34 protein-coding genes and 2 tRNA genes are annotated in these 23,474 nt (G+C 33.6%); 34 read left to right on the forward strand and 2 right to left on the reverse strand.

Going from position 1 to position 23,474, the window contains the following annotated elements; translation table 11 throughout:
- Nucleotides 1-47: 47 nt before the first annotated feature.
- Nucleotides 48-1,484, forward strand: a complete 1,437-nt coding sequence (atpD, locus tag ABWU24_RS05565) for a F0F1 ATP synthase subunit beta (protein WP_179943652.1) — start codon at nucleotides 48-50, stop codon at nucleotides 1,482-1,484.
- A gap of 5 nt (nucleotides 1,485-1,489) precedes the next feature.
- Nucleotides 1,490-1,831 carry a F0F1 ATP synthase subunit epsilon gene (locus tag ABWU24_RS05570; RefSeq protein ID WP_010404622.1) on the forward strand — a complete coding sequence of 114 codons (342 nt, stop codon included), beginning with the start codon at nucleotides 1,490-1,492 and terminating at the stop codon, nucleotides 1,829-1,831.
- A gap of 251 nt (nucleotides 1,832-2,082) precedes the next feature.
- Here the strand turns inward: ABWU24_RS05570 and ABWU24_RS05575 are convergent, their stop codons facing one another.
- Nucleotides 2,083-4,794, reverse strand: coding sequence for a hypothetical protein (locus ABWU24_RS05575; protein WP_353274576.1), 2,712 nt, complete (start codon nucleotides 4,792-4,794; stop codon nucleotides 2,083-2,085).
- A 431-nt stretch (nucleotides 4,795-5,225) separates the two neighbouring features.
- On the opposite strand from ABWU24_RS05575, the gene fsa reads away from it, so the two are divergent.
- Nucleotides 5,226-5,867: a fructose-6-phosphate aldolase gene (gene fsa, locus ABWU24_RS05580; protein ID WP_341815759.1), complete on the forward strand. Its 642-nt coding sequence runs from the start codon at nucleotides 5,226-5,228 to the stop codon at nucleotides 5,865-5,867.
- A 768-nt stretch (nucleotides 5,868-6,635) separates the two neighbouring features.
- Here the strand turns inward: fsa and ABWU24_RS05585 are convergent.
- Nucleotides 6,636-7,103, reverse strand: coding sequence for a hypothetical protein (locus ABWU24_RS05585; protein ID WP_015588343.1), 468 nt, complete (start codon nucleotides 7,101-7,103; stop codon nucleotides 6,636-6,638).
- 149 nt (nucleotides 7,104-7,252) lie between these two features.
- Here ABWU24_RS05585 and carA point away from each other — a divergent pair, with 149 nt between their 5' ends.
- The 31 genes from carA to ABWU24_RS05740 all read left to right on the forward strand — a co-directional run bounded on the left by carA (nucleotide 7,253) and on the right by ABWU24_RS05740 (nucleotide 23,436).
- Nucleotides 7,253-8,344: a glutamine-hydrolyzing carbamoyl-phosphate synthase small subunit gene (gene carA / locus ABWU24_RS05590; RefSeq protein WP_015588344.1), complete on the forward strand. Its 1,092-nt coding sequence runs from the start codon at nucleotides 7,253-7,255 to the stop codon at nucleotides 8,342-8,344.
- 105 nt (nucleotides 8,345-8,449) lie between these two features.
- A tRNA-Tyr gene (locus tag ABWU24_RS05595) sits at nucleotides 8,450-8,531 on the forward strand.
- A 4-nt stretch (nucleotides 8,532-8,535) separates the two neighbouring features.
- Nucleotides 8,536-8,606: transfer RNA gene (locus tag ABWU24_RS05600), tRNA-Gly, on the forward strand.
- A 78-nt stretch (nucleotides 8,607-8,684) separates the two neighbouring features.
- Nucleotides 8,685-9,857: an elongation factor Tu gene (gene tuf / locus ABWU24_RS05605; protein ID WP_015587867.1), complete on the forward strand. Its 1,173-nt coding sequence runs from the start codon at nucleotides 8,685-8,687 to the stop codon at nucleotides 9,855-9,857.
- Nucleotides 9,858-9,871: 14 nt separating this feature from the next.
- Nucleotides 9,872-10,192, forward strand: a complete 321-nt coding sequence (rpsJ, locus tag ABWU24_RS05610; protein WP_012482004.1) for a 30S ribosomal protein S10 — start codon at nucleotides 9,872-9,874, stop codon at nucleotides 10,190-10,192.
- Nucleotides 10,193-10,202: 10 nt separating this feature from the next.
- Entirely contained in the window at nucleotides 10,203-10,925 is a 723-nt protein-coding gene (gene rplC, locus ABWU24_RS05615) for a 50S ribosomal protein L3 (RefSeq protein WP_341815760.1), read from the forward strand.
- Between the two features lie 2 nt (nucleotides 10,926-10,927).
- Complete coding sequence (gene rplD, locus ABWU24_RS05620; RefSeq protein ID WP_006012216.1) at nucleotides 10,928-11,542, forward strand: 50S ribosomal protein L4; 615 nt, start codon at nucleotides 10,928-10,930, stop codon at nucleotides 11,540-11,542.
- Nucleotides 11,539-11,826, forward strand: a complete 288-nt coding sequence (locus tag ABWU24_RS05625) for a 50S ribosomal protein L23 (protein ID WP_341815761.1) — start codon at nucleotides 11,539-11,541, stop codon at nucleotides 11,824-11,826. Before rplD ends, ABWU24_RS05625 begins: the two co-directional genes overlap by 4 nt.
- Before the next feature lies 1 nt (nucleotide 11,827).
- Nucleotides 11,828-12,652 carry a 50S ribosomal protein L2 gene (gene rplB, locus ABWU24_RS05630; RefSeq protein ID WP_341815762.1) on the forward strand — a complete coding sequence of 275 codons (825 nt, stop codon included), beginning with the start codon at nucleotides 11,828-11,830 and terminating at the stop codon, nucleotides 12,650-12,652.
- Between the two features lie 3 nt (nucleotides 12,653-12,655).
- On the forward strand, nucleotides 12,656-12,940 hold the full coding sequence (gene rpsS, locus ABWU24_RS05635) for a 30S ribosomal protein S19 (protein ID WP_353274578.1): 285 nt from the start codon (nucleotides 12,656-12,658) through the stop codon (nucleotides 12,938-12,940).
- Between the two features lie 9 nt (nucleotides 12,941-12,949).
- The gene (gene rplV / locus ABWU24_RS05640) at nucleotides 12,950-13,300 is read left to right on the forward strand and encodes a 50S ribosomal protein L22 (protein ID WP_341815764.1); all 351 of its coding nucleotides are present in this window, start codon (nucleotides 12,950-12,952) and stop codon (nucleotides 13,298-13,300) included.
- A gap of 39 nt (nucleotides 13,301-13,339) precedes the next feature.
- A complete protein-coding gene (gene rpsC, locus ABWU24_RS05645) occupies nucleotides 13,340-13,960 on the forward strand; it encodes a 30S ribosomal protein S3 (protein WP_341815766.1) in 621 nt (206 codons plus the stop codon).
- A gap of 11 nt (nucleotides 13,961-13,971) precedes the next feature.
- Nucleotides 13,972-14,385, forward strand: a complete 414-nt coding sequence (rplP, locus tag ABWU24_RS05650; RefSeq protein WP_341815767.1) for a 50S ribosomal protein L16 — start codon at nucleotides 13,972-13,974, stop codon at nucleotides 14,383-14,385.
- 11 nt (nucleotides 14,386-14,396) lie between these two features.
- Nucleotides 14,397-14,600, forward strand: a complete 204-nt coding sequence (rpmC, locus tag ABWU24_RS05655; protein ID WP_341815768.1) for a 50S ribosomal protein L29 — start codon at nucleotides 14,397-14,399, stop codon at nucleotides 14,598-14,600.
- Nucleotides 14,593-14,823: a 30S ribosomal protein S17 gene (rpsQ, locus tag ABWU24_RS05660; RefSeq protein WP_341815769.1), complete on the forward strand. Its 231-nt coding sequence runs from the start codon at nucleotides 14,593-14,595 to the stop codon at nucleotides 14,821-14,823. The genes rpmC and rpsQ overlap by 8 nt, the downstream gene beginning before the upstream one ends.
- A gap of 18 nt (nucleotides 14,824-14,841) precedes the next feature.
- Nucleotides 14,842-15,201, forward strand: a complete 360-nt coding sequence (gene rplN, locus ABWU24_RS05665) for a 50S ribosomal protein L14 (protein WP_015588351.1) — start codon at nucleotides 14,842-14,844, stop codon at nucleotides 15,199-15,201.
- Nucleotides 15,201-15,518: a 50S ribosomal protein L24 gene (gene rplX, locus ABWU24_RS05670; RefSeq protein WP_010404700.1), complete on the forward strand. Its 318-nt coding sequence runs from the start codon at nucleotides 15,201-15,203 to the stop codon at nucleotides 15,516-15,518. Before rplN ends, rplX begins: the two co-directional genes overlap by 1 nt.
- Before the next feature lie 6 nt (nucleotides 15,519-15,524).
- Nucleotides 15,525-16,061, forward strand: a complete 537-nt coding sequence (gene rplE, locus ABWU24_RS05675; RefSeq protein ID WP_341815770.1) for a 50S ribosomal protein L5 — start codon at nucleotides 15,525-15,527, stop codon at nucleotides 16,059-16,061.
- Nucleotides 16,062-16,073: 12 nt separating this feature from the next.
- Nucleotides 16,074-16,382, forward strand: coding sequence for a 30S ribosomal protein S14 (gene rpsN, locus ABWU24_RS05680; RefSeq protein ID WP_015588354.1), 309 nt, complete (start codon nucleotides 16,074-16,076; stop codon nucleotides 16,380-16,382).
- 22 nt (nucleotides 16,383-16,404) lie between these two features.
- On the forward strand, nucleotides 16,405-16,800 hold the full coding sequence (gene rpsH / locus ABWU24_RS05685; protein ID WP_015588355.1) for a 30S ribosomal protein S8: 396 nt from the start codon (nucleotides 16,405-16,407) through the stop codon (nucleotides 16,798-16,800).
- A gap of 16 nt (nucleotides 16,801-16,816) precedes the next feature.
- A complete protein-coding gene (gene rplF / locus ABWU24_RS05690; RefSeq protein ID WP_214241953.1) occupies nucleotides 16,817-17,362 on the forward strand; it encodes a 50S ribosomal protein L6 in 546 nt (181 codons plus the stop codon).
- Nucleotides 17,363-17,367: 5 nt separating this feature from the next.
- Nucleotides 17,368-17,739 carry a 50S ribosomal protein L18 gene (rplR, locus tag ABWU24_RS05695; protein ID WP_015588357.1) on the forward strand — a complete coding sequence of 124 codons (372 nt, stop codon included), beginning with the start codon at nucleotides 17,368-17,370 and terminating at the stop codon, nucleotides 17,737-17,739.
- A gap of 12 nt (nucleotides 17,740-17,751) precedes the next feature.
- Nucleotides 17,752-18,264, forward strand: a complete 513-nt coding sequence (gene rpsE, locus ABWU24_RS05700) for a 30S ribosomal protein S5 (RefSeq protein ID WP_010404712.1) — start codon at nucleotides 17,752-17,754, stop codon at nucleotides 18,262-18,264.
- A 3-nt stretch (nucleotides 18,265-18,267) separates the two neighbouring features.
- Nucleotides 18,268-18,738: a 50S ribosomal protein L15 gene (gene rplO / locus ABWU24_RS05705; RefSeq protein ID WP_135352888.1), complete on the forward strand. Its 471-nt coding sequence runs from the start codon at nucleotides 18,268-18,270 to the stop codon at nucleotides 18,736-18,738.
- A 3-nt stretch (nucleotides 18,739-18,741) separates the two neighbouring features.
- Nucleotides 18,742-20,070: a preprotein translocase subunit SecY gene (gene secY, locus ABWU24_RS05710; protein WP_341815771.1), complete on the forward strand. Its 1,329-nt coding sequence runs from the start codon at nucleotides 18,742-18,744 to the stop codon at nucleotides 20,068-20,070.
- Entirely contained in the window at nucleotides 20,067-20,708 is a 642-nt protein-coding gene (locus tag ABWU24_RS05715; RefSeq protein WP_341815772.1) for an adenylate kinase family protein, read from the forward strand. Before secY ends, ABWU24_RS05715 begins: the two co-directional genes overlap by 4 nt.
- Nucleotides 20,709-20,767: 59 nt before the next feature.
- Nucleotides 20,768-21,136, forward strand: coding sequence for a 30S ribosomal protein S13 (gene rpsM, locus ABWU24_RS05720; RefSeq protein WP_010404723.1), 369 nt, complete (start codon nucleotides 20,768-20,770; stop codon nucleotides 21,134-21,136).
- A gap of 24 nt (nucleotides 21,137-21,160) precedes the next feature.
- Nucleotides 21,161-21,547 carry a 30S ribosomal protein S11 gene (rpsK, locus tag ABWU24_RS05725; RefSeq protein WP_015588362.1) on the forward strand — a complete coding sequence of 129 codons (387 nt, stop codon included), beginning with the start codon at nucleotides 21,161-21,163 and terminating at the stop codon, nucleotides 21,545-21,547.
- 20 nt (nucleotides 21,548-21,567) lie between these two features.
- On the forward strand, nucleotides 21,568-22,635 hold the full coding sequence (locus tag ABWU24_RS05730; protein ID WP_015588363.1) for a DNA-directed RNA polymerase subunit alpha: 1,068 nt from the start codon (nucleotides 21,568-21,570) through the stop codon (nucleotides 22,633-22,635).
- 7 nt (nucleotides 22,636-22,642) lie between these two features.
- Nucleotides 22,643-23,071, forward strand: a complete 429-nt coding sequence (rplQ, locus tag ABWU24_RS05735; RefSeq protein WP_010404731.1) for a 50S ribosomal protein L17 — start codon at nucleotides 22,643-22,645, stop codon at nucleotides 23,069-23,071.
- 11 nt (nucleotides 23,072-23,082) lie between these two features.
- Nucleotides 23,083-23,436 carry a YraN family protein gene (locus ABWU24_RS05740; protein ID WP_015588364.1) on the forward strand — a complete coding sequence of 118 codons (354 nt, stop codon included), beginning with the start codon at nucleotides 23,083-23,085 and terminating at the stop codon, nucleotides 23,434-23,436.
- The last annotated feature ends 38 nt before the right edge of the window (nucleotides 23,437-23,474 follow it).

Below are 23,474 nucleotides of genomic sequence, written 5' to 3' on the forward strand. Positions count from 1 at the left end.
TCTTTAGAAGTTCTTTTATAGAATTGTAGTGTTAGGTGATGAAAGAGATGAGTACAGGTAAAGTAGTTAAAATAACTCAAGCAGTTGTTGATTTAAAATTTGAAGACGGGTTGCCTAAGATATTTAATGCTTTAAAAAGCAAACTAAAATATAAGGGCAAGGAGCTAGTTTTAGAGGTTTCACAGCATATAGGTGACAATATAGTTCGTTGCATTGCTATGGATAGCACAGATGGTATGTCAAGAGGTGATGAGTTTGTTGATACAGGTGCACCAATATCAGTTCCGGTTGGACGCTCAACTTTAGGAAGGGTTTTTAATGTTGTAGGGGAGCTTATAGATGAGTGTGGTCCGCTAAAAGGAAAGTATGATTTAGAACCTATACATAGATCACCTCCAAGTTTTACTGAGCAAAAGATACAGGAAGAAGTTTTAGTTACAGGAATAAAGGTTATAGATCTTCTTGCTCCTTATCTTAAAGGAGGAAAAATTGGCTTATTTGGTGGAGCTGGTGTTGGTAAAACAGTTCTGATAATGGAGCTGATTAACAACATAGCAAAAGCTCATAAAGGATTTTCTGTGTTTGCTGGAGTAGGAGAGAGAACGCGTGAAGGTAATGATCTTTATAACGAGATGATTACTTCGAATGTAATAAATATAAATGAGCACGAAAAATCTCAAGCCGTTTTGGTTTATGGTCAAATGAATGAACCTCCTGGAGCAAGGGCTAGGGTTGCTTTAACAGCACTAACTATGGCGGAGTATTTTCGTGATCATGAAAATCAAGATGTTCTATTTTTTGTAGATAATATCTTCCGTTTTACTCAAGCTGGCTCTGAAATTTCTGCTTTGCTTGGAAGAATACCGTCGGCTGTTGGTTATCAGCCAACTCTTGCGACTGATATGGGCGCTATGCAAGAGAGAATAGCCTCAACTACTGCTGGTTCTATTACTTCTGTACAGGCTATATATGTTCCTGCAGATGATTTGACCGATCCAGCTCCAGCAACGACATTCTCTCATCTTGATGCAACCACGGTGTTGTCAAGGCAGATAGCTGAAATGGGTATATACCCTGCTGTTGATCCACTTGACTCAACTTCTCAGTCTTTATCTGCTGAAATCATTGGTGAAGAACATTATAATGTGGCTTCTGAGGTGAAACGTATATTGCAAACTTATAAGTCGCTGCAAGATATTATCGCAATACTTGGTATGGATGAACTATCTGATGAAGATAAAATTATTGTTGATAGAGCTCGTAAAATTCAGAAGTTTCTTTCTCAACCTTTTCATGTTGCGGAGGTATTTACTGGCATGTCTGGCAAATTTGTTTCACTTTCTGATACTATTTCTAGTTTTAAAGGAATTATTGAAGGTAAATATGATCATCTGCCAGAAGCTGCTTTTTATATGGTGGGAAGTATAAGTGAAGCAATAGAAAAGGCTGAATCAATAAAAGCTGAAGTTGGAGCCGGACATTAAAGATTATGAACACTTTTAAGGTGCAATTTTTTTCTCCTGATAATCGAATTTCATTCGATGAAGTGGTTTCGCTTTCAGTCAATGGGCTTGAAGGAGAGCTAGTGATTTTAGCTTACCATTCTCCTTACTTAATTTATTTATTGCCTGGTATAATTACTGTTCAAATGAGTAACCAGACAAAGGAAAAAGTTGTAATTGATAATGGTATATTAGAGGTTGCAAATAATAATTGTAGCATTATAACGAATCAAATTCAGGTTTTTGATCATTTGACTCATGATGAGGAATCATTAAAAAATAAGAGAGTTGGTATATATTTAAGTTATCTTGATGTCAAATCTCTTTAGGGGCTCTTTTTGTGTTCAAGAAATGAGTTTACTCTTGTCATTCCCACTTCAAGTAGCTGACACACAACTGTACGAACATTATGGTTCAGGGAAGATGTCATCCCAGTTTGTGACACTGGTTTTTCATAATCATTAAAACGTTGATTACTGTTATACTCGCAAATTTAACTGGATCCCAGTGTCGCGCACTGGGATGACAAGGGGGACTTGACAAGAAAAGAAGGACTGGTTTCACATGCATCTGAACAGTATTAAACACTTTCGTGCTGACTTTGACTACACGCCTGTGAGGGAATGCTGATTAAATTTAGAAATGAATTACAGTGATCATCATCACCATCGCTATGAAATGCGCTATCAAAGCTTAAAGACCTAGGGTTTTTTTCTGCATCTTGGTTATTTAGATATGGTTCTTTACCGTTTAGCTTTTCTTTTTCTTCCATTATTCTTTTAATTTCCAAAGCTTGATTTTTTACCTTTTCTTCCAATCTTTCAATCTCAGCATAGCGCTTATTCTCTTCTACTATCTTTTGCTGTAATTGCAGTATCATCATTTCGATCTGCTTATCTTCAGTCTCTGGCGTTAAATCCGACTTATCCCACTCTAGCTCACATTCCTCTTGTTCATCAGGTTCCAAATGTGCGTTGTGCTCACTTTGCAAATTTTGCATTTGAGATTTGAAATTCATTAAACGTTCATTCTTTACCTCCTGCTGTAATTGCTCTCTTATTTTCTCGATCTGTTCATCTTTAAGCTCTACCTTGTTCGTTAACTCTTCACATTTCCACTTTAGCTGATCTACCTCTTGTTTACAAGATTCCAGATTTGTGTTGTGCTTATCATCTAAGCTTTGCATTTGAGATTTTAAATTCATTAACGATGTACTGTGTTCATCTCTCATGCTGTTTGCTTCCTCTTCATTTGCATTTGCCTCTTCTAACTGATTCACTTTACTTTTCAGTTTCTTTCCTTCTACATTGGCAACTTCCAGGTCTTTCTTCAGTTTTTTATTTGCCTTTTCAAATTCTTCCAGCTCTGTTGACATATTTGCTAGCTTTTCATTTTCTTGTGTCAGTTCATCTTGCAATTTTGCATTTTTTTGCTTTTCTCTTCCAAGTTCATCCTGTAAATCACTATTATACTTTTCTGACTCTTCAATTTCTTGCTTAGCCTCTATGATTTCCTGTTCTAATTTTTCTTGCTTTATTATACGGCTGTTTAACATTTGCTTTTCTTCTTTCAATAATAATAACTTTTTTTCTAAATCTGATATTCGCTCCTCTTTGCTTTTTTTTATACTCTCATTATCGATTCTTAACTGATCAAGATCGTTTTTTAAATGAAACCTTTCTTCTTCCAGGTGAGCTAATGCGTTTTGCAGTTTTCTTAACTCACTTATCAACTCTTCTTTTCCTGCATTAGCAACTTCCAGCTTTTTCTTCAGGTCTTTCTTTTCTTCATATGCACCTTCAAGTTTTTGCGCTCTTTCTTCCAGCTCTGTTGACATATTTGCTAGCTTTTCATTTTTTTGTGTCAGTTCAGCTTGCAATTTTGCATTTTTTTGCTTTTCTTCTCCAAGTTCATTCTGTAAGTCACTATTGTGCTTTTCTAACTCTTCAAGTTCTTGTTTAGCCTTGTCGAATCTATATTGTAATTCGTTCCTCTGCTCATTTAATTCTCTAATTTCTTGCTCAGCCTCGTCGAGCCTATATTGTAAATTGTTCCTCAGTTCATTTAATTCTCTAATTTCTTGTTCAGCTTTTGTAAGCTTTTGATCTAGTTGTTGTGAGTTAACTTCTGTTTGCACTGCAGCTTCTTGCAAATTAACTTCTGTCTGAGTTTCAGTTTCTTGAGAGCCAATTCCTATTTGAGTTTCAACGTGCTGCACAGCAACCTCTGTCTGAGTTTCAGTGTGCTGTAAATTAACTTCTGTTTGAGTTGCAATTTGTTGTGGATTAATCTCTGTTTGAGTTGTAACTTCTTGCAAATTTTGAGTTTCAGTCTGTTGAAAGCCAATTTCTGTTTGAGTCTTAACGTGTTGCACAGAGACCTCTGTCTGAGTTTCAGTGTGCTGTGAATTAACTTCTGTTTGAGTTGCAATTGCCTGAGTTGCAATCTGCTGTGTATTAACCTCTGATACATTGTTGCTAGTGAAAGAAAGAATAGGATTGCTTTTAGCATCATTTTCAAGATCTTTCATCTTTTCATCTTTATTGATTACGATATGTTCATTGTTTTGCAGATTAATAACAGCTAGAGCATCTTTATTCTTCTCCAATAATGCTTTGACAGCGTCATGTAGAGAGAGACCTTGAATATATAATTCTTCATTTTGTCTTATTAATTCCAAAAACTCCTTAGGTGGCGATTCAAAATCTTTACCATTAAACTGTAGTACTTTAGTTATACCAGAATTACTTACATTCATAACCATAGTACAGGTAACAGTTTTTCCATCCTTGTCCTGCACAGGCCAAGTGCTTGTCATTTCATAATATGCATCCTCTTTAAATTCATAATGTCTTTCCTTACCTTTTCGGTAAGCGTATATGTCATGCTTTTTATCGCAATAGATATTCAATGTGCTAATATCCCTTTCTTGCTGTAAGATATCACTAATTCTTATTGGCTCACTTCTATTGTAATTAATAAGATTAATGTTTAACACTTTATCAGAAGTGTTAGTTTCTACATAAAAAGCTCGAAGGTCTATGTCTTTGTCTCTAAAATACTTACTTACAGCTTTTTTTGCCTGATTTGCTAATTCTATAAAGTTTTTTTTAAAGCTTTTGTTGAAAGATAGATCTATATATGCTTGCTTCAAATTTTCATCATTTGTTAAATCCATGAACAAGTCATAAATCTCCCATTTGCTCTGATAGTATTCTTCTAGAACAGTAATGCTATTTTTTCTTTTCAGTTCTGCTAATATATCTTTCAATATCGGGAAATTTGTTGACATAGTATACCCCCTATTACTATTGTTCTGATAATATATTTACTTTAGGAGTGATTAAGCTATCAAAACTCCTTTTATATTAACCTTTTTAGTTGAATTTAATTGCGAGCGTTAAACTCGACCTTAGTCATTTTGTTTATTGTTCCTCACTACCTATTTATGTTACTATACTAATAGTAGCACTAAGTTTTAGGCTATGCAAGAATTTCTATTGGACGTAAAGCTAGTAAACTTCAGAAATTGGTTATGCTAATTCTGTTAATAAAATGCAACCAATTAAGGAAAGCGCTATACTGTGTCTCAGTGCAATATTTTCTTTCCTAACGGACTTAGAATTGAGTTGAGTTAAAAATCCGATTTTATTTAATACTTTTCAAAGATGACAATATTTTGTAAAAATGGGTTTTGAATAGGACAATAATTAGGACAATAATATGGAAATTTTTCTTGATAGTGTTGATTTGAATGAAATTAAGGAGCTAAAAGAGTTCATTGATGGCATAACAACAAATCCTTCTTTGATAGCAAAATCTGGACATAAAGATAAATACGAAAATTTAGCAAGTGAGATATGCTCTGTTATAAAAGGGCCTGTTAGTGTTGAAGTTGTTGCAGATAGCCATGAGGATATGGTTAAGGAAGGCCTTAAGTTAGCGAAAATCGCTAGTAATATCGTAGTGAAGTTACCCCTTACACATGAAGGATTAATTTCTTGTAAAAAGTTGTGGACAGAACATAAAATACCTGCTAACATCACATTATGTTTTTCTCCTGGACAAGCACTGCTTGCCGCTAAGGCCGGTGCTTGTTTTATTTCTCCCTTTGTTGGTCGTCTTGATGATATAAGCTATGATGGCTTATCGCTAATAGAAGATATATGCACTATATATTCTAATTATGGTTTTAACACAAAAATTCTTGTTGCATCAGTAAGAAGTCCAGCGCATGTAATAGAGGCTGCAAAACTTGGTGCTGATTCAATTACTGTGCCAGCAAAAATACTTAGACAGTTAATTAATCATCCACTTACTGATCAAGGGCTTGCAATATTTGAAAAAGACTGGGGTGTAAAATAATAAATTTAGAAAATATAATATAAAAAGGACATAGGTACCATCTGTCCTTTAAAGACATGCAGGTTAATGATATGCGTAATTCAGAATTTTAAACATAATGATCCTTCTGTTAATAAAAAAGATTCAGAAAAATGTATACAGCTACGACCGAAGTATAGCTAAAATGTATTTTAACTGAAGATTATAGATTAACTGAATTGAAAAGCCTGCAGACGAAGATAGATTCCGAGCTCTAGAACACCTTCGCTGTGCATGGTAACAAAGCTATTAGAGTTTGTCAAGTAATTTTTTATCGTAATTTTACGAACGTGCCATGCCAGTAATTATATCTAGTTAAATTTGTAAAGTAATACAGTGTTTTCGATAGTTATAAAAAAGCTGGATTTCAGTGCTGGAGTAACATTTTGGAAATTGGGATGAAAAGAGGGAAAGTACTAGTTTGAAATTAAGTTTTCTGGATTCCAGCATCAAGTGCTGGAATGACAAGAGAGGAGTTCCAGGTACAGCTGTTACCTATAGAATGGCAGTACTAGAATGATAACAAACTGAATGACATATTTAATCTCTATACAGATGTACATCACGCACCGATTTCCATTCAAGGTAATGTCATTCCAGTGCTTGACATTGGAATCCAGTTAGATTTGCGAGTATAAAAGTAATACAACATTTTTGATGATGGAAGCCATTACTAGGATAACAAGAAAGGAAGTGCTGATTTCAGTGTTTATACGTTAGCCATGCATCTAAAAATTTATAAACAAAAGGTTACACTTCACAACTTTGTGATGGAATAAGTTTTTCAATGCTTTTCACGCAAAATTCAGTTATGTTATTAGCTATTTCATCAAATTTATGATTTATATCCTTACCTATTTTTTCATCTTTAATATATTCGTACAGAGTTAAAATAGCTATAGTTGAACATATTGCGATGAAACCAACTTTTGCTGTAATAAGTAATGATAACCCACCTGCAAGTATGGACACTACTCCAATAGCTAAATTTATAATTTTATTTTGTGTTGACTGGTTCTCTTTATCCTCTAAGACATTTGATATTGCTTTTGAGGCCACTTTTATTGCTATTGCTGTAGTTGAGATTATAATGAACATTATAGCTATTTTTGCTAAAAGCAAAATTGATGGTAGCATTATTGTAAGCAACAATGAGCCAGCTCCTATCAGTAGCCACTTCTCATTTATTTTTTTAGACTGATCTGTATTGCTAAGCACTGCACCCTCCATTTTAATTAATGGTTTATTCATATAGTATGAAATATGCGATGGTCAAGATATTTTTATGTGGAAAAGTTTGCGATTGAGTTTTGGCATGTTATTTAAAATTCTTATATAATATTTAAATTAGTTTAAGAGAGAGTTAAATGCAGGATGCAGCTTTAGTTTTACAAGATGGCAAGTGTTTTTTAGGAAAATCAATAGGTAAAAAAGGCAAGTGTATAGGTGAGGTTTGTTTTATCACTGGTATGACCGGTTATCAACATACTATAACCGATCCTTCTTTTGCTGATCAAATAATAGCGTTCACTTTTCCTCATATTGGTAATGTTGGAATAAATCATAAAGATAATGAAGGAGAAAAAGTTTTTGCAAGTGGTGTGGTTATGCGTGAACTTTCTCCTATGTCTCACTCTTCTTCATATATTAGCTTAAATGATTGGTTGGAGAAAAATAATGTGGTTGGGATATCGGGAATTGATACTAGAGCGTTGACGAGACATTTGAGAAAATATGGATCTCAAAATGGAATGATATGTCCTTCAAGTGAGGCGCATATATTGGATGAATTGAAGAAATACAAATCTGTGAATGGAATAGAAATAACCAAGAAAGTTAGTTTAAGTAATAACTTTAAAAGCGATCTTAATGCAAAATATAGAGTTGTAATTGTTGATTTCGGTGTAAAAATTAGTATAATCTCACGCTTAGTAGAACTTGATTGTACGATTGAATTAGTCAAACCAGATACAGGTTTTGCTTACAAAATATTAAGCATGAACCCAGATGGTATAGTGCTTTCAAATGGTCCTGGTGATCCGCAAGAGATAGGGGAGAGTGTAATTTCAGAGATAGAAATTATTGTAAAGTCTAAGGTGCCGGTTTTCGGCATATGCCTGGGCCATCAATTACTTGCAGTTACTTTGGGAGCAAAGACTGTCAAGATGGATATTGGTCATCGAGGGAGTAATCATCCAGTTTATGATCTGGAGAGTAAAAAAGTTGAGATAACTAGCCAAAATCATGGTTTTGTTATTGATTCAGCTTCTCTTTCAAGTAACGTTGAGGTTACTCATATTTCTCTATTTGATAATAGTGTAGAGGGAATAATGATGAAGGATTGCCCAGTCTTTTCTGTGCAGTATCATCCAGAAGAGGCGCCAGGCACTCATGATTCGCATTATTTGTTTAGGCGTTTTATTGATAATATTATGTTATACAAAATGAAATCTAACTGATTTCAGTTAGATTAGCTTTTATTACTTGATCTTTTGGATTTGGATGTTTAATATTAGGGATAATAAAACTTAAGTTAAGGTAGTGTTCTCTTAACAGATTTTTGTGGAGGAGTGACCGAGTGGTTAAAGGTAACAGACTGTAAATCTGTCCGCGTTGCGTACGTAGGTTCGAATCCTACCTCCTCCATTGTGCGGGTATAGCTCAATGGTAGAGCTCTAGCCTTCCAAGCTAGTGACGTGGGTTCGATTCCCACTATCCGCTCTTTTTTTTGTTGTATTTATATAAAATCAACATATTATTTATTGATGTATTTGTATTTTAGGTAGAAGAGTTAAAGTTATGACAGCGATAGTAGAAGCATTTGGAAAGCCGCATGTAAACGTGGGAACGATAGGACATGTGGATCATGGGAAGACAACGTTAACAGCGGCGATAACAAAGCATTATGGTAATTTTGTAGCATATGATCAAATAGATAAAGCGCCAGAAGAAAGAAAGAGAGGAATAACAATAGCAACAGCGCATGTTGAATATCAAACAGAAAAGAGACACTATGCACACGTTGATTGCCCTGGACATGCTGATTATGTAAAGAATATGATAGTAGGTGCAGCACAGATGGATGCAGCGATATTGGTAGTGTCAGGGGTTGATGGGCCGATGCCACAAACGAGAGAGCATATATTGCTAGCAAAACAGGTGGGTGTTGGATATATCGTGGTATATATAAATAAAGCTGATGTTGCTGATGCTGATATGATAGATTTGGTGGAAATGGAAGTGAGAGAGTTGCTGAGTAAGTATGGATTTCCAGGTGATGAAGTGCCTGTGATAGTTGGGTCTGCGTTAAAAGCATTAGAGGATGATAGTAGTGAGTATGGAAAGAAATCAATAGATAAATTGATGGAGAAGTTAGATGAGTATGTAGCAGTACCTCCAAGGCCTATAGATTTGCCGTTTTTGTTGCCAATAGAAGATGTATTTTCAATATCGGGCCGAGGGACGGTAGTAACAGGAAGAATAGAGAAGGGGGAGGTAAAGACAGGGGATGAGATAGAGATAATAGGTCTGAAAGCGACGCAAAAGACGATATGTACTGGTGTTGAGATGTTTAAGAAGTTGCTAGATAAGGGAAGTGCAGGACTCAATGTAGGAATATTACTAAGAGGAACAAAGAGAGAAGAAGTGGAGAGAGGGCAAGTATTGGCAAAACCAGGGACAATAACCCCGCATAAGAAATTTAATGCGGAGGTGTATATATTGAAGAAAGAAGAAGGAGGAAGGCATACACCATTTTTTGGAAATTATCAGCCACAGTTTTATTTAAGAACAACGGATGTAACTGGGAGCATAAAATTGCTAGATGGAAAGGAGATGGTAATGCCAGGGGATAATGTAAGTATAGAAGTGGAGTTGCAAGTACCAATAGCAATGGATAAAGGATTGCGTTTTGCGATAAGAGAAGGTGGTAGAACTGTTGGTTCTGGCGTTGTTTCGGAAATTTTAGAATGAGTATAACAACTAAGATGAAGCAAGATATATATATTAGAATCAAAGCTTTCGATTGTTCTTTATTGGAAAAGTGTATTCGGGAGTTTATTGATCAATTAAAGCAGTTTAATGCAGATTTATCTGGTCCGATTGCGTTGCCAAGAAAAGATTCTAAATTTACTGTTAATAGGTCTCCTCATGTTGATAAAAAATCTCGTGAGCAATTTGAAATGAGAATTTCTAAGCGGTTAATTATTGTACATAATCCTACTTCTACTATGATGAAGATGCTTGCAGATTTATCTTTTTCTGCTGGTGTAGAAGTGGATTTAAAGGTTAAGGAAGTTAATATTTAGGAAAAGAAAAATGAAGAGAATAAATTCGCTTAGGAGAATTGGTTTGTTAATGACGAATGTTGGCCATACTGCTATGTATTTTGATAATAGTCGCATGGCTGTAACCTTATTGCATCTCAGCGAAACTTATATTATCGATATAAAAGGACAAGATAAATGTGGCTACAATTCAGTCATTTTAGGCACAGGAGATTTAAAAAAAATAGCAAAGCCTCAGTTGGAATATTTAAAGAAAAAGGGTGTAAATAGTAAATGTAAATTATATGAAAGTAGATTAACTGATCTATTCGGAATAGAATGTGGTAAAAAAGTGGGGGTTAATCATTTTGTGGTTGGTCAATATCTTGATATTACAGGTTATTCTTTAGGCAAAGGGTTTGCTGGTGTGATGAAGCGGCATAACTTCAGTGGGCTTAGGGCATCTCATGGTGTTTCTATCGCTCATAGATCACAAGGTTCTACTGGTCAATGTCAAGATCCTGGTAGAGTATTCAAGGGGAAGAAAATGGCTGGTCATTTAGGTAATAGCAGAGTAACTGTACAGAATATGAAAATATTATCCATTGATTGTGAAAATAGCATAATTGCTGTAAAGGGTAATAATGTTCCTGGGTTTAAAAACTCTTATGTTTTTGTGAGAGATGCAGTTAAAAAGCCTTTACATAAAGATGTTCCTTTTCCAGTAGGTCTGCTGTTGAATATGAGTGATGATGCTAATAATTTGGTGAGTTAGTTATGGAATGTGAATTAGTTGATCTATCTAATAATAATGTAGGTAGTGTTGAGCTTAATCCCTTGATATTTTCTGCCAAGCAAAAATTGAGTATTTTGCATGATATAGTGAGATGGCAATTAGCAAAGAGAAGAGTTGGTGCTCATAAAACAAAGGGTATCAGTGATGTTTCTGGTACAACAGCTAAGCCGTATGGTCAAAAACGCACCGGTAGGGCGAGACAGGGGAGCTTGCGATCTCCTCAGTTTAGAGGTGGTGGAATTATTTTTGGTCCTGTTGTGAGGAGTCATGCTTACTCTCTTAATAAAAAAGTACGTAAATTTGGTTTGAAAATTGCTTTATCTCTAAAATATTTAAATAATCAAGTTATTGTTCTTGATAGTTTAAATGTTGATGTGAAGAAAACATCTAAAATGTGTGAATATATTAAAAATTTTAAATTTTCTTCTTTTTTAATAGTTGGTGATTATGGAGATGATTTGTTACGTGCTGCTAAAAATTTGCATTATGTAGATTTAATCAAACCTATTGGGTTAAATGTTTTTGATATATTGAATCATGAATGCGTGATGTTAACAAAAGACACTTTAAAGCATCTTGAAGGTAGATTGTTATGATTAAATATAATAATATAATAAAATCTCCTGTAATCACAGAAAAGGCTTCTCTTTTAAGAGAGAAGTTTAATAAATACTCTTTGTACGTTTTTGTAAATGTAAATAAGCGTCAAATAAAATCGGCAATAGAGTCTTTATTTAATGTCAAAATTTCTTCTATAAATGTTATTAGAGTTAAACCTAAATATAGACGGTTTAGGGGTGTGATTGGTTGTAAAAAACAGAGAAAAAAGGTTTATTTTTCTTTGATAGATGGTCAAAAATTAGATATAATGAGCGTTTAATATGGGTATGAAATTTTTTAATCCTGTTACTCCGTCTTCTCGTGGGACTGTATTAATAAGTAAAGTTGGTTTATCAAAAGATAAGCCGGAGAAGTCTCTTGTATTTGGTAAGAAATCCAGTGGTGGAAGAAATAATCATGGTAGAATTACAACTCGTCATAGAGGTGGTGGTCACAAGAAGAAGTATAGAGTTATAGATTTTAAACGTAATAGAAGAGATCAGGGTATAGTTGAGAAAATAGAGTATGATCCAAATAGAAGTGGATTTTTAGCATTAATATCATATAAGGAGGATGATGCTAAATCTTATATATTAGCTCCTCAAGGTATGAAGCCTGGTGATGTTGTGACAGCTGGAGATGATGCTGATATTCTGCCAGGTAATTGTTTGTTGTTGAAATATATACCTGTTGGTTCTTTTGTTCATAACGTTGAATTGAAGCCAGGTGGTGGTGCTGTAATTGCTAGAGCTGCGGGTTGTTGTGCGCAAATTGTTGGTCGTGATGGTCAATATGTTTTATTGCGGCTTAGATCTGGTCAAGTTAGGTTGATTTTATCTTCTTGTAAAGCTACTATTGGTGTAGTATCTAATCTTGATCATAAGAATAGAAAGTTGGGTAAGGCTGGGAGAAGTAGGTGGCTTGGAATTAGACCGGCTGTGCGTGGAGTTGCAATGAATCCGATTGATCACCCTCATGGAGGTGGAGAAGGAAAAACTTCTGGCGGTCGTCATCCTGTTACTCCTTGGGGTATTGCAACAAAAGGAAAGAAAACTAGGAAAAAAAATAAATCTAGTGATAAGTATATAAAAAAATTGAAAGGTTAATTTATGAGTAGATCTGTATGGAAACCACCTTTTTTACACCCATCTGTACTAAGATTAGTTCAGAGAGCTTTAAAAGAGGGTTCTATTAATAAGGTGATAAAAATTCATTCCAGGGCTTCTGTAATTCTTCCTAATTGTTTGGGTTTAAAATTTGCTGTTTATAATGGTAAAGATTACATTCCTGTTAGTGTTGATAATCAGAATATGATAGGTCATAAATTCGGTGAATTTTCACCTACTCGTAAATTTGCTGGGCATGGTGGTGATAAAAAGGCAACAAGAAGGTAGGCAATTGATATGAAAAATAGGGATATAATAGTTGAGGCTGGTTCTAAGATTTTAAGATCAACTCCTCGCAAATTAAATTTGGTTGCTGATTTAGTGCGTAATAAAAAAGTTTCTTTTGCTAATGTACAATTAAGATTTTGTGAAAAAAAGGCTGCCGGTTTTATAATGAAGGTGTTGAATTCTGCAATTGCTAATGCTCAAAATAATTATGGATTGAACGTTGATAATTTATATATAAAGGAAATTTTAATAGGTAAGTCACTTACTTTGCGTAGAGTATATCCAAAAGCTATGGGTAGGGCTAATAGAATGAGCAAATTTTATAGTAATATAACTATAAAATTGAAAGAAATTGTATGATTTATAGAAATGGAAAATTAATAAGGAAAGTGTAAAAATATGGGACAGAAGGTTAATCCTAAAGTATTTAGATTGCAAATAAATAGTAATACCTGGGATTCTGTTTGGTGTGCTACGGACGATTATAAACAGAAATTGCATCAAGATCTATTTATTCGCAGTTATATAAATGAATCCTTTAAGCATGCTGGTATTTCTAAAGTAACTGTAGAGCGTACAGTTACTTTAGTGTCTGTAATAATACATTCTTCTAAACCTGGGGTTATAATAGGTAAGAAAGGTTTGGATGTTGAGAAGATAAAGCAAAAAATAGCTAAAAAAGTAGGAAGTAGTGTCGAAGTGAATGTAGTAGGAGTTAAAAAGTCTGAAATAGATGCAGCTTTAATATCAAGGAGTATTACACATCAGCTAGAAAAAAGGATTTCATGTAGAAGAGCGATGAAAAAAGCTATTCAAAATTGTTTGAAGATGGGTGCTGGGGGTATTAAAGTAAGTTGCTCTGGGCGTCTTGGTGGAGCTGAAATAGCTCGTACTGAATGGTACAAAGAAGGTCGTTTGCCTTTGCACACTTTACGTGCTAATATAGATTATGCTTTTTGTGAAGCGAAAACTATATGTGGTATTATAGGAGTTAAAGTTTGGGTTTATATTGGTAGTTAAGGTATATTGAAATGTTTGTTCCCAAAAAGAGTAAATATAAAAAGGTATTTAAGGGGAGAATTAAGGGTAATGCTAAGGGTGGTAGCACGCTGTCTTTTGGAGATTATGGATTAAAAGCTATGGAAGTAGGTAAGATTCAGTCTAAGCATATTGAAACTGCAAGACGCGTAATATCTAGAACGTTAAAACGCTCTGGTAAAGTGTGGATAAGAATTTTTCCTGATACCCCGGTTAGTAAAAAGCCAGCAGATGTACGTATGGGTAAAGGGAAAGGTAGTGTTGAGTTTTGGGTATTTAAAGCTAAGCCCGGTAGGGTTTTGTTTGAAATTAGTAGTGATGTTCCCATGCATTTAGCAAGATTGGCGCTTGAAAAAGCGACTGCTAAGCTTCCTATGAAGTGTAAATTTATATCTAATCATAATTGAATGGAGTTGCAATGGATATGGTTAAATTTGAATCAGAATCTTCACAAGGATTACATGAACTTCTTATGAATTTGAGAAAAGAATTTGTTAATTTGGCTTTTCAAAAAAAGCTGGGCCAGTGCAATAATTTTTCGCGTTTTAGCTCAATAAGAAAGAGCATAGCTCGTAGTCTAACTGTATTAAATAGAAGAAAGAGAGAGGGAAGAAATGCCTAAGAAGGTTTTTTGTGGTGTCGTAACTAATGCTGAGTCTGATAAGACTGTAAAGGTTTCGGTGTTACAAGTGTATAAGGATAAGCTGTATAAAAAAGTTATTAAAAAATACAAGAAGTATACAGCGCATGATGAGAATAATAGTTGCAAAAAGGGGGATAGGGTTTTAATACAGGAACATAAGCCTATTTCTGTTACTAAAAAATGGGTTGTTATCAATGGCTAAAATGGAATGGGTATTTGTATGATTCAAAAAAACACATTGTTAGAAGTAGCTGATAATTCTGGTGCGCGTGCAGTGCTTTGTATTGGCTTGTTAGGTGGTAGAAAATCTGCATCTGTAGGTGATACGATTATTATATCTACTAAGTCTATTAACCCAAAAGGTAAAGTTGAAAAAGGAAAAGTATATAAAGCAGTTGTTGTTAGAGTAAAAAATAATGTTAAGAAATCTGATGGTTCTGTAATTCGTTTTTCTAGCAATGCTGTGGTTTTAATTAATGATCAAGGTGAACCACTTGGCACTCGGGTGTTTGGTCCGGTAAAAAAGTTATTATCTGGTTCTTTTATGAAAATAATGTCATTAGCTGATGAGGTTTTATAATGAGTGCTAAAATAAAAAGTGGTGATGATATTATAGTTTTAACTGGTAAAGATAAGAGAAAAATTGGTAAGGTAATCAAAGTTATAATACGTGATGCTAAAAAGAAAGTAGTTGTTTCTGGCGTAAATGTGTGTAAGAGACATACTAAACCAAGAGCTGGTAGTGGTGGTGGTATATTGAATAAAGAGTTAGCTATTGATGTATCCAATGTTGCAATATTGGATCCTAAGTGTAAAACTCCAACTAAAGTAGGATTTAAGATTATAGATGGTAGAAAAGTGCGTTTTGCAAAAGTTTCTGGAGAAGTGATAGATTAGGTTGATATGTTTAAACAATTGTATAAAGATAGTATAGTAAAATCCTTAAAGGATAAGTTTAATTACGGCAATGTAATGCAAGTGCCTAAACTTGTCAAGGTGTGTATCAATATGGGCGTTGGAGATGCTGCTACGGACAATAAAGCGATAAATGAGCCATTTGATAATCTACATTTGATTGCTGGGCAAAAGCCTGTGTCAACCTTTGCAAAAAAATCTATTTCTGGTTTCAAAATTAGAAAAGGTGCAACTGTAGGTTGTAAAGTGACTTTACGTAGAAATAAAATGTATGAATTCTTAGAAAGATTAATATATATTGCTTTGCCAAGGGAAAAAGATTTTAGAGGGTTTAGTGTGAAGCAATTTGATGGTCATGGTAATTTTTCCTTTGGTATCAAGGAGCATATATCATTTTTAGAAATAGACTATGATAAAATAAGTAAAATTAGAGGTATGGATATTAATATTATAACAAGTGCAGTTAGTGATAAGGAAGCAAAAGAATTATTACTGGCTCTTAAATTCCCTTTTTTTGATAATTGAGAGAAAAAATATATGGCAAAAAAATCTATGATACAGAAGAATCTTCGTAGAATAAAGTTATGCGATCAGTATAGGGAGAGAAGGGAAGAATTAAAATCTATAATGAATAATAAGGATTTATCTATTGCAAAAAGGTTTGCAGCTCAAAGTAAGCTGATTAAAAAATTGCCTAGAGATTCTTCTGAAATCAGAATTAGGAATAGGTGCGCTTTAACTGGTAGGCCGAGAGGAGTATATAGAAAATTTGGTTTATGTAGGATTGTTTTACGTGATTTGTGTTCTTTTGGACAAGTTCCAGGGGTTACAAAATCTAGTTGGTAAATGTGATATAAGGAGTGTAATAGTGTCGTTATCTGATGGTATTGGTGATTTTTTAACAAGAATACGTAATGCTCAATTGGCAATGCATAGGGAAACAAGAGTCCTATTCTCTAAAGTGAATTCTTCTATATTGAAGATTTTAAAAGAGGAAGGGTATATTCTTAATTATAAAAAGCAAGAGAGTGATAGTGTCCCTTCGCTTGTTGTGCAGTTGAAGTATTATGATAAATCACCTGTGATTAATGATATAGCTAGGGTATCAAAGCCCGGTTGTCGTTATTATTCTAAGTGTAAGGACATTTCTAAAGCATATAATGGTCTTGGAATTTTTATTATATCTACACCGAAAGGAGTGATGACCGATTATAATGCACGTAGATTAAAAGTTGGTGGAGAAGTTTTGTGTCGTGTATTTTAAATGATAGGAGAAATGTATGTCTCGTATAGGTGCCGCACCTATCAATATTCCTGCTGATCTTTCAGTTGAATATAATGATGGTAGGGTATTGATAAGAAGTGTTAGGGCAGAAAAAGAGCTGAGCTTGTGTAGTGGCATTCTGTGTCAGATAGTTGATAATCAATTGTTACTTTCTGTTGATCAAGACAGGGATGATTATGATAAAATAAAATCTATATGGGGCACTTATAGAAGTAATATTAATAACATGATTAACGGTATGGTTAATGATTTTTCTGTTGATCTTGAGATTAATGGTGTGGGGTATAAAGCAGAATGTGATGATAAGTGTTTGACTTTATATCTTGGTTATAGTCATAATATTAAGTATAAAGTGCCTAAATATGTTGAGATTAAGTGTATAAAGCCAACTCATTTAGTGATTCGCGGTATGGATAAGCAAAAAGTCTATATGGTGGCTTCTGATATATGTAAAATTAGAAAATATGATCCTTATAAAGGTAAGGGTATTGTAATAAAAGGCAAATTTATGCTGCGTAAGGTTGTAAATAAAAAGAAGTAATTAAAATGAAAAGATTATATAATTTTTTAAGTGGCTATGAAAAAAGGAAACTTCGTAATAGAGCGAAGCTCGATAAGAGCGCTGGACGTTTACGTATATCCATATTTAAGTCTAATAAACATTTTTATGTTCAGTTGATTAACGATGCAAAAGGAACAACCCTAGCTTCTGCTTCTACTTTGGATGATAAAATTAGGAATGTATGTAAAGGTAGGGTAAATGCTGAAACTATAAAACAGGTTTCTTCTTTAGTGATTGAGCGTCTGCCTAGTACAAAATTGGAGCAGCGATTCGTCTTTGATCGGGGGGCATATAAGTATACAGGATTGATTTCTCAATTTGCTGAGGCTTTAAGAAGCTCTGGATTTAAATTTTAGAAGGTTTTAAATATGGCTGTAAAGAATTTACAAAATAATAATGATTTATCAGAACTTTTAGTTTCAGTCCGAAGAGTAACAACGGTTACCAAAGGTGGTAGAAGATTTTCATTTTCAACTTTGGTTGTTGTTGGTGATGGTAAGGGTAGGGTAGGATGTGGAATAGGTAAACACGCAGAGGTTGCTGAAGCAAGAGTGAAAGCTGTAAATGCTGCAAAGAAGTCGATGATTAGGGTGTACTTACGTGAAGGTAGAACTTTACATCATGATATTAAGGCTAAATTTTGTTCTGGTGAGATAGTTTTAAGAGCTGCAAGAACTGGAACAGGTATTATTGCTGGTGGAGCAATGAGGTCGGTTTTTGAGGTATTAGGTATAAAGGATGTGGTAGCTAAGTCTACTAGATCAAATGATCCTCATAATATTATATGTGCAGTATTTAAGGCTTTTGATGTTATGTTATCTCCTCGCCAAGTGGCAGGTAAGAGGGGTAAAAAGATTAGTGAGATAGTTGGAAATAGGTAAAGTATGAATGATGCTGTAAAATTAAATTCTATATTTACCAAATTATCTAAGAAAAAGAAGCCTAAATTATTAGGTAGAGGTATTGGTTGTGGTAAAGGTAAAACATCCGGTAAGGGGCATAAAGGGCAGAAAGCGAGAAGTGGCGTTTCTATAAATGGTTTTGAAGGTGGACAGCAGTCTATATATACTCGTTTACCTAAAAGAGGTTTTAAGCCTATACGCAAAAACTTATACTCTATATTTAATGTTGGTGATGTACAGTGCTTAATGGAAGCTAAAAAAATAGTCAAGGATTCTATCATAGATAAGGAGCTACTGCATAAATTAGGTTTTATCAGATCTGTTAAAAGTAAAATCAAACTTCTTAATAAGGGTAAATTAAGCGAAAAATTTGTGTTTCATGTTGATTTTGCATCAGAAGCTGCAAAAAGATCTGTAGCTTCAGTTGGTGGTAGTGTAGAAATACTATCGTAAATCATGAACAGTAAATTTGCATTTAATAGTTTGGATTCTACGTTGTTATATAAAAGTGATTTACTAAAGCGTATATTTTTTACGCTAATGGCTTTAGTTTGTTATCGTTTAGGCACTTATGTTCCTATCCCTGGAGTTAATCTTGATATAATCAATGATATATTTCCAAAGGAGAGTTCTGGTGTTTTTGGAGTATTTAATTTATTTTCTGGTGGCGCTTTAGCTAGAATGACGATCTTGGCGTTAAACGTTATGCCATACATAGTTGCATCCATAGTTATGCAATTATTATCCTCTGCCGTTAAAGGAATCAATGAAATTAAAAATGAAGGAGAGTTAGGACGTCGAAAGATGAACTCTTATATACGCTATATGACTATAGTGTTTTGTATCTTTCAATCAATTACGATCTTAATAGGGTTAGAAAGAATGAATAGAGAAGGGGTATTAGTTGTAGTTGAACCTGGTATTATGTTTCGTACTATAGGTATCTTTAGCCTTTTAGGTGGAACTATATTTTTAATATGGCTTGGTGAGCGGATCAGTGTGAGCGGTATAGGAAATGGTATCTCATTAATCATTTTTACTGGCATAACATCTGAATTACATAATGCTTTATCATCTCTGCTAACATTAAATAAAAATGGTAGTATGTCATTTTTCATTACCCTTTTTGTTATAGCATTGTTTTTTTTACTGCTCCTTTTAGTCATTTTTACAGAATCTTCTTATAGAAAGGTAATTGTTCAATATCCCAAAAAACAGTTTAAAAAATTACATAATGATGATTTTACTTACATTCCATTGAAGATCAATTTATCTGGTGTAATACCAACTATTTTTGCTAACGCAATTCTATTAACGCCTATTTCAATTGCAAATTTCTATAAAGGTCATGCCATTGCTGATTTTATTTTAAACTACTTTATGGCAAATAAAGTGATGTACATTATAACTTACTTAATACTCATAGTACTTTTTAATTTTTTCTATACCAATTTTATATTTAATCCAGAGGAAAATGCTGATTTTCTTAGGAAAAATGGTGGTTTTATTCCTGGTAGAGGGCCTGGAAAACATACTTCTGATTATCTTCAAGATATAGTTTTTAAATTAACATTTATTGGGTCTGCGTATTTGGTGGTAATATGTACTGTACCTGAAATTATGAGGTATCATTATGATATACCATTTATTTTTGGTGGGACGAGCTTGCTGATTATAGTTAACGTTATTACTGATACTATTATGCAAGTACAATCTTATGTTTTTTCAAATAGGTACGATAGTTGGATAAAGAAATATGAGTCTAAAACAAGGAGACTAAAGTGATTATTACAATTTTTGGTCCTCCTGGCTCTGGTAAGGGTACTCAGTCCAGTTTGTTAATAGCAAAGTATAATTTTAAATTAGTTTCAGTAGGAGATTTATTAAGGAATATTATATCTAGTGGGAGTAAATTAGGTAAAGGAATAAAGGATACTGTTGAATCTGGTAATTTAATTCAAGATGAAGTTATATGTAAATTATTGTGTGACCAGCTTGCATTAATAGATGGTGATTTTTTGTTAGATGGTTTTCCAAGAAATTTAAATCAAGCTCATTTTTTAACTCAAGTTTTGCAAAAAAGATGCAATAGGGATGTTGATCTTGTAATTGAGTTGCAGCTTGACGATAATATTGCAATTGATAGATTAAAAGATCGTCTTACTTGTTTGGATTGTAAAACTATATATAGTATATCTTCTTTTAAAAATACTACTTGTGCTAAATGTAAAAGTACGAGATTGGAGAAGAGAATTGATGATGCTAATATGCTTGGAATTAATAAGAGGATAAGAGAATATCATTTTCAGATGAAGGGTTTGCGCGAGTATTATAAGGGCAAATTGTTAACAATTAACGCTAATTTGAGTGTTGATAGAGTAATGCAAGAGATTGAAAGTAAAATTTCTTGTAATTTGATTTGACTATAAGTTGTTTTATGGTATAAATTAAGAGTTATTATTAATAAAGTATCGAGGTATCAGTGGCACGTATTGCAGGCATAAATGTTCCGGTGAAGAAGTGTATTCCTTTTGCATTAACTTATATACATGGTATAGGCATTACTACTGCGAATATAATTTGTCGTAGCTGTAAAATTGATGAGCGTAAGCGTGTTTCAGAATTACAAGATGAAGATATAGAGAAAATTAGTAGTTTTATTAGGCAAAAATATGTCATAGAGGGTGAGCTCAGAAAAAAAGTGGCTATGGATATAAAATCTTTAATCGAAATTGGTTGCTATAGAGGATTAAGGCATAGAAAAGGTTTGCCTGTGAGGGGACAAAGAACCCATACTAATGCTAAAACTCGTAAAGGCAGATCTAAATTGCCTATTGCTGGGAAAAAATAAAATTTGTTATTATCGTGAGTTTTTATGAAAAAAGTTAAAACGGTTGGTAAGAATACAAAAAGGTTTATTACTGGTATTGTCCATATTCGTGCAACTTTTAATAATACTTTTGTAAATGTGACTGATGTTTGTGGTAATACGCTTTACCAGACTTCTGTTGGTGCATGTGGTTTTTCTGGTTCGAGAAAATCCACACCTTATGCTGCAGGTAAGGTTGCCGATTCTGCTGCGAAGAAAGTAATAGAGAGATTTGGTATGAAGGTTGTTTCTGTAATAATTCGTGGTCCTGGTTTTGGTGCAGAAGCTGCAGTTAAAGCACTTCGGAGTTGTGGATTGACTGTCACTTCAATTGCAGATAAAACGGCGATACCTCATAATGGGTGTAGATTAAGGAAAAAAAGAAGAGTATAGGATATTTGGAAGGTTTTTGTATGTATTATAGTGATAATGTTTCTTTCTGTGGAAATTTAGATAGATTAACTAAGCCTAATGCAATTAAGGTAATATTAGGTGATTCGAGTAAAAAAAGTGATATAGTTCTAGAACCTTTGGAAAGTGGTTTTGCTTTAACGTTGGGTCATGCATTAAGGCGTGTAATGTTGTCTTCTCTTCGCGGTAGTGCTGTTTATGGAATAAAAATTGAAGGCATGAATCATGAATTTACTTCGATCCAAGGAGTTAGGGAAGACATAACTGATATAGCATTAAATATGGGCATGTTGAGATGTAAGTTAAATAATACGTCTAATAAGTGCTTAAATTTGAGCGCTAAAGGGCCTTGTCAAGTATTAGCTGGAATGATAGAAACTGATGACCAATGCTCTATTATTAATAAAGATTTGGTGATATGTACACTAGGTCAAGATGTGGAGCTTAACATTACTATATATGTTGCTAGTGGAAAAGGTTATCTTTCTGTAAATAAATATAAAGAAAATGAATTTTTAAAATCTATGAATGAACAAGATTTAATTGGTTTTATTCCAGTTAATGCTTTATATAGTCCTGTTGAGAGGGTTTCATATAAAGTAGAGAATAGTCGTGTTGGTCAAGTTACTGATAAAGATAAGCTGATATTGTCAATTGAAACTGATGGTACAATCTCTCCAAGTCAAGCTATTGACTATGCTGCAAGAATATTACAAGAGCAATTTCAGCCTTTTATTAATTCTGATATGAGTTATAAAAAATCGCAGGTTTCTTTGTCTAGTGGTGCTAAAGATTTGGGCTATGATCCTGTTCTATTGTGTAAAGTAGATGAAATGGAATTATCTGTTAGATCTCATAACTGTCTGAAAAATGAAAATATCACTTATATAGGTGATCTTGTGCAAAAGACGGAAGTTGAAATGTTAAGAACTGCTAATTTTGGCCGAAAATCTTTGAATGAAATCAAGGCAATTTTAAATAATTCAGGTTTGTCTTTGGGTATGAATATACCAAATTGGCCGCCTAAGGATATAGATGAACTGGCTAAACAACATACTGATGAGGATTAGGTAGTATATGAAACATGGAATAAAGAAAAATAAACTGTCTCGTTGTACCGAGCATAGGTTATCAATGTTAAAGAATCTATCTATCTCGTTAATTAATCATGAGCAGATTGTAACTACTTTACCAAAGGCTAAAGCACTTCGTCCATATGTGGAAAAGTTTATTACAATTGCTAAGAATAACGATTCTTTACATGGTAGAAGGCTTTTGCTTTCACGTCTTCATAATAGTAAGTTAGTAGTTGATAAATTATTAAGCGTTCTAGCTAATCGTTATCAAGACCGTAAAGGTGGATATTCTAGAATAATAAAATTTGGTACTAGAAAGGGTGATTGCGCTCCAATGGCAGTGATAGAGCTAGTTGATAGAGATATTTCAGCAAAAGGTGAGATTTATAGTAAAAATAAAAAAGGAAGCAAAGTAGTTACACAAAGCTAATTATTCTTTTTATGGTAAGTAGGTTACGCTATTTTGTAGGTTACTTTGGAGAATTGTTAGTTTCGATATATTTAAAGCTGAAATTCTATAATGTTATAAAACGTCGCTTCCGTTGTAGGTTGGGTGAAATTGACTTAATTGTATCTAAAAAAAGGGAGCTGATTTTTATAGAAGTTAAAACAAGTTTATTTGGAAAAGAAGTACCGATATCTCATTTTCAGTGTCAGTCTATTATAAATTCTTCTAAATATTTCTTAAGTAAAAATCTTGATTTTTTAGATTATTCAGTCAGATATGATTTATGTTTTCTTTCCTTAAGGAGAAGACCTATTTATATAAAAAATGCTTGGATTGAGGAATGGTAGCTTAAATAACTTAGATTTACTAGAATAGGTAATTTAAT

Origin of the sequence: Wolbachia endosymbiont (group B) of Hofmannophila pseudospretella (assembly GCF_964028515.1) — a bacterium.
GTDB lineage: Bacteria > Pseudomonadota > Alphaproteobacteria > Rickettsiales > Anaplasmataceae > Wolbachia.